The sequence below is a fragment of the Rhabdaerophilum sp. genome, assembly GCF_046092605.1.
In the GTDB taxonomy this organism is placed as follows: Bacteria; Pseudomonadota; Alphaproteobacteria; order Rhizobiales; family Beijerinckiaceae; genus Rhabdaerophilum.
The window spans coordinates 1-8,147 of sequence record NZ_JBJTDY010000013.1 but is presented as its reverse complement, the minus strand read 5'-3'; the positions used below and the strand labels follow the sequence as shown (position 1 = coordinate 8,147).

General features: G+C 61.7%; 8 protein-coding genes and 1 pseudogene. 7 read left to right on the top strand and 2 right to left on the bottom strand.

Going from position 1 to position 8,147, the window contains the following annotated elements; all coding sequences use genetic code 11:
- Positions 1–117: 117 nt before the first annotated feature.
- Positions 118–531, bottom strand: a complete 414-nt coding sequence (gene mscL / locus ACKODO_RS01305; RefSeq protein ID WP_408981654.1) for a large conductance mechanosensitive channel protein MscL — start codon at positions 529–531, stop codon at positions 118–120.
- A gap of 257 nt (positions 532–788) precedes the next feature.
- On the opposite strand from mscL, the gene ACKODO_RS01300 reads away from it, so the two are divergent.
- The 7 genes from ACKODO_RS01300 to ACKODO_RS01270 all read left to right on the top strand — a co-directional run bounded on the left by ACKODO_RS01300 (position 789) and on the right by ACKODO_RS01270 (position 8,017).
- A complete protein-coding gene (locus ACKODO_RS01300) occupies positions 789–4,361 on the top strand; it encodes a NahK/ErcS family hybrid sensor histidine kinase/response regulator (RefSeq protein WP_408981653.1) in 3,573 nt (1,190 codons plus the stop codon).
- 49 nt (positions 4,362–4,410) lie between these two features.
- A complete protein-coding gene (locus tag ACKODO_RS01295; protein ID WP_408981652.1) occupies positions 4,411–4,776 on the top strand; it encodes a hypothetical protein in 366 nt (121 codons plus the stop codon).
- A gap of 67 nt (positions 4,777–4,843) precedes the next feature.
- A complete protein-coding gene (locus tag ACKODO_RS01290; RefSeq protein ID WP_408981655.1) occupies positions 4,844–5,344 on the top strand; it encodes a copper chaperone PCu(A)C in 501 nt (166 codons plus the stop codon).
- Entirely contained in the window at positions 5,341–5,940 is a 600-nt protein-coding gene (locus ACKODO_RS01285; protein WP_408981651.1) for an SCO family protein, read from the top strand. Before ACKODO_RS01290 ends, ACKODO_RS01285 begins: the two co-directional genes overlap by 4 nt.
- A 222-nt stretch (positions 5,941–6,162) precedes the next feature.
- Positions 6,163–6,891, top strand: coding sequence for an autoinducer binding domain-containing protein (locus ACKODO_RS01280; RefSeq protein WP_408981650.1), 729 nt, complete (start codon positions 6,163–6,165; stop codon positions 6,889–6,891).
- A 98-nt stretch (positions 6,892–6,989) separates the two neighbouring features.
- Positions 6,990–7,622: an acyl-homoserine-lactone synthase gene (locus ACKODO_RS01275; RefSeq protein ID WP_408981649.1), complete on the top strand. Its 633-nt coding sequence runs from the start codon at positions 6,990–6,992 to the stop codon at positions 7,620–7,622.
- A 47-nt stretch (positions 7,623–7,669) separates the two neighbouring features.
- Positions 7,670–8,017 (top strand): hypothetical protein, encoded by a 348-nt coding sequence (locus tag ACKODO_RS01270; protein WP_408981648.1) that lies wholly within the window; start codon positions 7,670–7,672, stop codon positions 8,015–8,017.
- Here the strand turns inward: ACKODO_RS01270 and ACKODO_RS01265 are convergent.
- Positions 8,007–8,147, bottom strand: a pseudogene (locus ACKODO_RS01265) (IS5/IS1182 family transposase); the annotation flags it as partial. The gene ACKODO_RS01270 and the pseudogene ACKODO_RS01265 overlap by 11 nt on opposite strands.

The window sequence follows — 8,147 nt, the reverse complement described above, 5'->3', positions numbered from 1 at the left end:
AAGAGCAATCTCGCCACTTCGATCGATGGATGAAATGGAGTGATGGATAAGCCCGGCGGGTGATGCAGGAAAGGGCGGCCAGCTCCTCCCTGCTCTCTCGATCTTGCCGAATTCCGCTCATTTCCTCAGGAGATCGCGGATTTCGGCCAGCAGCTTCTCCTGCGCGCTCGGTTCGGGCGGGGCGGCTGGAGCAGCGGCCTCGGTCTTTTTCAGGCGGTTCATCCACTTCACCACCAGGAACAGCACCCAGGCGATGATGATGAAATTGATCGAGACGGTGATGAACTTGCCATAGGCGAGCACCGCGCCCTGCTGCGCGGCATCGGCCAGGTTGGTCGCGGTCACGCCCTTGGAGAGCGCGATGAAGGCGTTGTCGAAGTTCAGTCCGCCCGTCAGCGCACCGATGATCGGCATGAAGACATCACCCACCAAGGAATCGACGATTTTGGAGAATGCCGCGCCGATGATGACACCGATCGCAAGATCGACGACATTGCCCTTGAGGGCGAATTCCCTGAATTCTTTCAGCATTGTTATGGTCCCCTGCCTTTTTCAGATACCGGAAGGCCCCTCGCTCCCGCTTCGACCCCCGGCCACCGGGCCCTGCTTCCTGCCCGCGGTTGCAAGTCGTAGGTCAAAAGTGAAGAACGCTCAAGGCGATCGCGCGAGCATCGCCTCTTGTGCGCGGAGGCTGGCGGCGCGATCATACATCGGAAAGCCTGCGGCAGCCGCATGCATCGGAAAGCCCTGCGGCAGCCGCAGGCGTGAAAGATGGGGGATGACGGGACATGCTGGCCGGCTGGGTCGCGGTTTCGGCGGCACTCATCTATCTGATGATCCTGTTCGGTGTTGCCTATTTCGGTGACACGAAGGGCCGTTTCCTGCTCGAAGGCCGGCTCCGGCCGACGATCTATGCCTTCGCGCTCGCCGTCTATTGCACCTCCTGGACCTTTCTGGGTTCCGTGGGGCTGGCCTCGCGCAACGGGCTCGACTTCCTGCCGATCTATATCGGGCCGTTGATCGTCATCCTGCTCGGGTTGCCGATCATCGCGCGGGTCATCCATATCGCGCGGGTGCATCGCATCACTTCGGTCGCCGACTTCATCGGCTCGCGTTATGGCAAGAGCGTGAAGGTCGCGGCTCTTGTGGCGGTGATCGCAATCGTCGGCACGGTGCCCTATATCGCCCTGCAGCTGAAGGCGATCTCGGCAGCGCTGGAAACGATCGTGCTGCGCGAGCTGGGCTATGTGCCGAGGATCTCCGGCCTCTCGGCACTGGGCGACATCTCGCTGTTCGTCACGCTGGTTCTGGCCGCTTTCGCCGTCGCCTTCGGCACGAGGCATGTCGATGCGACCGAGCACCAGAACGGCCTGATGCTGGCGATCGCGGCGGAATCCTTCGTGAAGCTGCTGGCCTTCCTCGCGGTGGGCGTCTTCGTCGTCTATTTCATGTTCGACGGCTTCGGTGACCTCTTCACGAAGGCGGCCGCCGAGCCGGCAGCCGCGAAGGTATTCTCGGGCGAGATCGACCCCGTGATCTGGATCACCACCACCTTCCTCGCAGGTTGCGCCATCCTGCTTCTGCCGCGCCAGTTCCACGTGATGGTGGTGGAAAACCGCGATGTGCGCGACCTGCGGCAGGCGGGATGGCAGTTCCCGCTCTATCTCGTGGCGATCAACATCTTCGTGGTGCCCATCGCGCTGGCGGGCCTCATCCTCGTGCCCGGCGCCGGCGTGGATCGCGACCTGATGGTCATCCAGCTGCCGCTGCTGGGCGATGCCGGCTGGGTGGCGCTGGTCGCCTTCATCGGCGCGCTTTCGGCCGCGACCGCAATGGTGATCGTGGAATCGGTGGCCTGCGGCATCATGATCTCGAACGACCTCGTGGTGCCCTTGCTGCTGCGTCGCCCGAATTTCCGCGGCAAGCGCGCCGGCGAGGCCGATGGCAAGGATTCCGGCAACGCTCCCTCCCAGACCATGGTGGATACCGTTCTCACCATTCGCCGCATCGGCGTGGTGGTGATGGTGCTGCTGGGCTTCGCCTATTATCGCGCCTCGGAGCAGGCGGCACTGGCGACGATCGGGCTTTTGTCCTTCGCGGCCATTGCGCAGTTGATGCCGTCCTTCATCCTCGGCCTCTTCTGGCCTCGGGCGAATGCGAAAGGCGCCTTTGCGGGGCTGCTCGCGGGCTTCGGCATCTGGTTCTACCTTCTGTTCCTGCCCACGCTGGCCGGCATGCATGGCGTGGTCGGCGACTTTGTGCGCCACGGCCCGCTCGGCATCGGGGCCCTGGCCCCCGGGCAACTGCTGATTCCGGGCTGGCCACCGCTGGTTCAGGGCGTGGTGCTGTCGCTGCTCGTCAATCTGGTCCTGCTGATCCTCTTCTCGCTCATCACCGATGTGAGCCCGATCGAGCGCGTGCAGGCGAGCCTCTTCACAAGCCCGGACACGGCCTATCCAGGCGGCAGCTTCAAGCTCTGGCGCAGTTCGGTGACGATGGACGAACTCCGCGCCACCGTGTCGCGCTATCTGGGGCCGGAGCGCACGGAGCGTGCCTTCCGCGCCTATGAGGAGCAGCGCGGCATTCCCAACCAGCCGAAGCAGGAGGCGGATGCCCATGCGATCCGCTTTTCCGAGCAGGTGCTTGCCTCTGCCATCGGCGCGGCCTCGTCGCGTCTTGTTCTCTCTCTGATGCTGCGGCGACGGAACGTCTCGACCGAAGCCGCGCTGAAGCTGCTGGATGACGCCTCCGCCGCCATGCAGCATTCGCGCATGCTGCTGCAGCACGGGCTCGACCATGCGCGGCAGGGCGTGACGGTTTTCGATTCCGACCTGCGCCTGATGTGCTGGAACCGCGCCTTCCAGGATCTCTTCGACCTGCCGGAAGGTCTGCTGCATTTCGGCGTCGGACTGGATGAGATCGTCAGTCACAATGCCCGTCGCGGCCTTTATGGCGAGCAGGTGGGGCCGGATGTGATTGCCCGGCGCATCACCTCGCTGGTTCAGGAGAGCGATCCGCGCCGTCTGCATCTGCCGCCCACCGGCCGCGTGATCGAGATCCGCTCGAACCATCTGCCGGATGGCGGTCTGGTGACGACCTATACCGACATCACCGAGGCGGTGGCCGCCGAGAAGGCCTTGGAGGAGGCCAATGTCACGCTCGAAAATCGCGTGCGCGAGCGCACCGAGGAACTGATGCGGCTCAACACCGAATATGCCCGCGCGAAGAAGGACGCCGACGAGGCCAATGCCTCGAAGACGCGCTTCCTCGCGGCTGCGAGCCATGACATCGCCCAGCCACTGAATGCCGCGCGCCTCTATGCTTCGGCGCTCGCCGAAGGCGCGCAGCAGACACCGCATGCCGAACTGGCCCGCAACGTGGAAGCCTCGCTCAACGCGGTGGAGGAAATTCTCTCCGCCCTGCTCGAAATCTCGCGGCTTGATGCCGGAAAGCTCAAGCCGGAATATTCGACCTTCCCCATGGACGAGATTCTCGGCCAGTTGCGCATCGAGTTCGAGCCGGTGGCGAACGGAAAGGGCATTGAGCTGGTTCTGCTGCAATCGTCGCTGGTGGTCACGAGTGATCGCCGCCTGCTGCGTCGCCTGCTGCAGAACCTCATCTCGAACGCGATCAAATACACCGTCACCGGCAAGGTGCTCGTGGGCTGCCGGCGCAGCCGCCATGGCGTGCGCCTGGTGGTGGCCGATACCGGCATCGGCATCCCCCAGAAGCAGCAGAAGGTGATCTTCAAGGAGTTTCAGCGGCTGGAACAGGGCGCGCGAATCGAGCGTGGGCTCGGCCTCGGCCTCTCCATCGTCGAGCGCATCGTGAAGGTGCTCGATCTGAAGCTCGATCTCGCTTCCCAAACTGGCAAGGGCTCAACCTTCACGCTCCACCTGCCGCGCGCGCAAGCCAGCCGCGCCCGCATGGGCCCGACGGAAGCCGAGCCGCCTGCACCGGTGCCGGCGAGCCTTGCCGGCCGGAAGATCCTCGTCATCGACAACGAACCGACGATACTCGATGGCATGCGCCGCCTGTTGGAAGGCTGGTCCTGCGAGGTGATGACCGCATCGGACGCGGAGGAAGCCATCAAGGCCTTGCGTGGCGCCAAGGCGAAACCGGATGTGATGCTCGTGGATTATCACCTCGATGAATCGAACGGCATCGACGCCATTCTGAAGCTGCGCTGGCGCTTCCGCTCCGTCATCCCCGCGGTGCTCATCACGGCAGAACGCTCGCAGGAGGTGCGGGACCGCGCGACGACCGAGCAGATCGAGATCCTCAACAAGCCCATCAAGCCGCCCGCCTTGCGCGCTCTGCTCGTGCAGATCGGCTTGAAGCGCACGCTGGCGGCCGAATGAGCGCTGTGCCACGCTTGCCGGCGCTGGCTGGGCGGACTAGACCAGCACCATGAACCGGTTTCGCCGTTTCCTTTCCGGCTATCGCGACCTGAGCATCGTTTTCCTGGCGGCTCTGGTGCTGCTGGCCGGCGTGGCGCAGGCCCGTGCGGCGACGGAACTGGCTGGCAAATCGCATTTCGCCGGTGGCTTCGCGCTCTGCCTGCAGAGCGGCCTTTCCGGTGAAGGCCCCGACCCGGACCATGATTGCGACCATTGCCGCATTCCGGGCCTGGCCAACATGCCAAAGCTGCCCGAGGGCCTGGCCAGCCCGATTCTGCGCGTTTTTGAGGCTGCGGCTCCGCTGGCCCGCGCAGGCCAGCCATCGACCGCACCCACCTCCCGGCCCGAAGCGAGAGGACCGCCGGCGGCTGCCTGAAGCCCGCCTGCCTTCCCCATTCTCTTCTTTTCGGATCGGAACGATCATGTCTCTTCTCCTCGCGCGTCTGCGCTCTTTCGCCCTGTCGCTGGCCATCCTGCCGCTTGTCCTCGCGGCTTCACCCCTCTCTGCCCATGATTACAAGCTGGGCGATCTCAAGATCGATCACCCATGGTCGCGTGCCACGCCCGGCGGCGCGAAAGTCGCCGGCGGCTTCATGAAGATCACCAATAACGGCAGGGAATCCGATCGCCTCATCGGCGGCACGCTCGTCACCGCCGGCATCGTGGAGATCCACGAAATGGCGATGGAGGGGAACGTGATGAAGATGCGCGCGCTGGCGCAGGGACTCGAGATCAAGCCGGGCCAGAGTGTTGAACTCAAGCCCGGTGGCTTCCATGTGATGTTTCTCGACCTCAAATCGCCGCTGAAGGAAGGCGAGAGGGTGAAGGGCACGCTGGTCTTCCAGCGCGCGGGTACCCTTGAGGTGGAGTTCAAGATCGAGGCGCGGGGCGCCTCCGGTGGCCATGACCATGGCCACAATCACAGCGGAGGGCACAAGCATTGAACGCCCTGAAAATCGTTCGCCTCACAGCCTGGGCGGCCATCGGCATCATCACCGTGGCGCTGCTCTATGTGCTGCTGAACCCGGTTGATCGCGAACAGGGCACGGGGGTCGCCAGCATTGGCGGCCCTTTCCGCCTCGCGGATCATGACGGGCAGATCGTGACTGACGCTTCGTTGCGCGGGAAGCCCTATGCGCTCTTTTTCGGCTTCACGCATTGCCCGGATTTCTGCCCGACCTCCATGCTGGAGATCACCAACGATCTCAACGCGCTGGGCAATGCTGCGAAGGATTTCCGGGTCTATTTCGTGACCGTGGACCCGGCGCGGGATACGGCAGCCTTGCTCAAGGAATATGCCGGCTCCTTCGATAGCCGCATCATCGGCCTTGTGCCGAAGGATGAGGCGGAGCTCGCGAACATGGCGCGACTCTATCGGGCGATCTACCGCAAGGTCGATACGCCCTCGGGCTACACGATGGACCACACCGCCTCGATCTACCTGATGGATGCGCAGGGCCAGTTTTTCGGCACGCTCGACAGCAGGGAGGCGCCGGGCGTCCGGCAGGCGAAGCTCAAGCGCTTGCTGGAACGGCGCTAGGCCATCTCGTTCACGGGGATTGTCACTGAAGTGGATTCCTGCCTCGGCTAGGCCGCCATCGGGATTTATGGCAGCGCATTGACGTAGGCCTCTTCCGGCGTCATGTACTCACGACAGCGTGGCATAGGTCCCAACCCGCAGTTTCGTCCATGCTCATGGACAGCCCAACTGATTTGCTTAAGCTTGAATTGATGGCAACCCACCATGCACTGGAGGGTGACAATGCGGCGACCTTCTCTTGACCAGACAATTGAATTCGTGAAATCGCTGGATGCAGCGCGGACACAGGAAGAGATTTGCGCTCGCGTCTTGGCCGTGACACGCGACTTTGGCGTTGAGCATATCCTGGCAGGCACTATTCCGCAGCGCGGCGCGCTCTCACAGACTCAAAAATCGAACATTCTGCTCGACCGCTGGCCTCGCGATTGGGCTATCCGTTACTTCAGTCGGAACTATATTTTGAGCGATCCGGCCATTCGAAAATTACCCGATGGCAGAGCATTCCGATGGTCGGAGCTCGATGCTATGACGCGAGATAATCCACGCGCGCGGCTCGTAATGAACGAGGCGACGGAATTTGGTCTAAGAAGTGGGATTACTATCCCTTTGCTCCCAATCGAGAACGAGGTGATCGGCTTTTCCCTTGCAGGTCGACATCTCGAGATGGGCCCTCACGAGGAATCCATGTTGCTGATGCTTGCAAGTTACGCGACGGGGCGGGCGTTGGTTCTCCGAGATAACGAACGTGAAATGCCTGCGCCTTTCACCGTGAAGGAGAAGGACGTCCTTCGGTATGTCGCGTCTGGGCTAGCCAGGTCCGAAATCGCTCAACGCATGAATGTCACCGACAAGGCCGTCGATTGGCATCTCCGGAACATCCGAGACAAGATGGGTGTCTCAACCACAACCTTTGCTGTCGCGGAAGCGATAAGGTTGGGTATCATTGTTTAGGCGTAGACAAATTGTGGCAAACCTAGGGTTTTCCCTAGTGGTGCTGCCCGGTTAACCGTTCCAACGTTTGCGTCCAGAGTAAAGAAAGGGGACGCAAGATGTTGCATATCGTCAATGCTTTGAACGCTTCCGCCTATCGATCTGAAATGGAGGCGGCGCTTCGTCTCAGGCATCGCGTATTTGTTGAAGAGAAGAGGTGGACGGAGCTTGACCGCGGAGACGGTCTTGAGCTCGACCAGTTTGACAATGCGGATGCCGTGCACATGCTCGATATCGATTCGAGCGGTGCGGTGCTTGGCTATCAGCGCATGTTGCCGACCACTATGCCGCACCTTCTTTCGGAAGTGATGCCGTTCCTTTGCGACGGTCCTCGACCAATGGGGCCGCACATCTGGGAATGGACGCGTTACGCGGTGGACAAGGATCACAGGGACCGTGGGCGCATCTTGAGCCCAGTGGGCCTCGCTCTTTTAACCGGGATCGTCGAATGGGGTCTGGACACCGGTGTCAACACCATCATCATCCAGATGAACCCACTCTGGCTCCTCCGCCTCGTACAGATGAGGTTCAAGACCACGCCGCTCGGATTTCCCCAGGAACTGTCCGGTGAGGCGACGATCGCCATCACGGCCGAATTCAATCAGGCCACGCTTGCCTATCTGAGAGAACTGCGTGGCTCGGACGAATCGGTCTTCTTCAAGGATGAGAGCCGTGTGAAGCGAACCGCTTGACACGGTCCAACCACCTCCAACGTAGTGCAAAAAAGAAGCATAGCGTCATGACCGAGCGTATAAACCACTTCCGAAATCTCGGCTTGAATACCAAACACCGCAAGGAATGGACCAACTCTGTCGAGGAGCTCTTCTCAGAACTTCTCGTAGACGCCCACTCGTTCGATCCAGACACGAAGATGCGCTTTATTGAGGCGTTCTTCTACGCGGAGCAAACAGACATCCGACGCGCCATGATGGATTTTGACATCTTGGGTGACGCTGATCGTCTAGTCGCCGGTTATCTGTTGCAGAGCTTGGCTCGAAAGGCGCACGCAGCGATAAATGACCGGGGCGCAGTCGAGATCGGCGAGCGCCACCGCACAAAAACGCGTCCGAAACGAACTAGGCCGTAGACTCGTTACCGCGCAGCCAAATGCGGACGGATGCCAGCTTCACCGCGGCGAGGAAGTTCTCCGCCGTCTTGTCGAAGCGAGTGGCGATGCGGCGGAACTGTTTGATCTTGTTGAAGAAGCGTTCGACGAG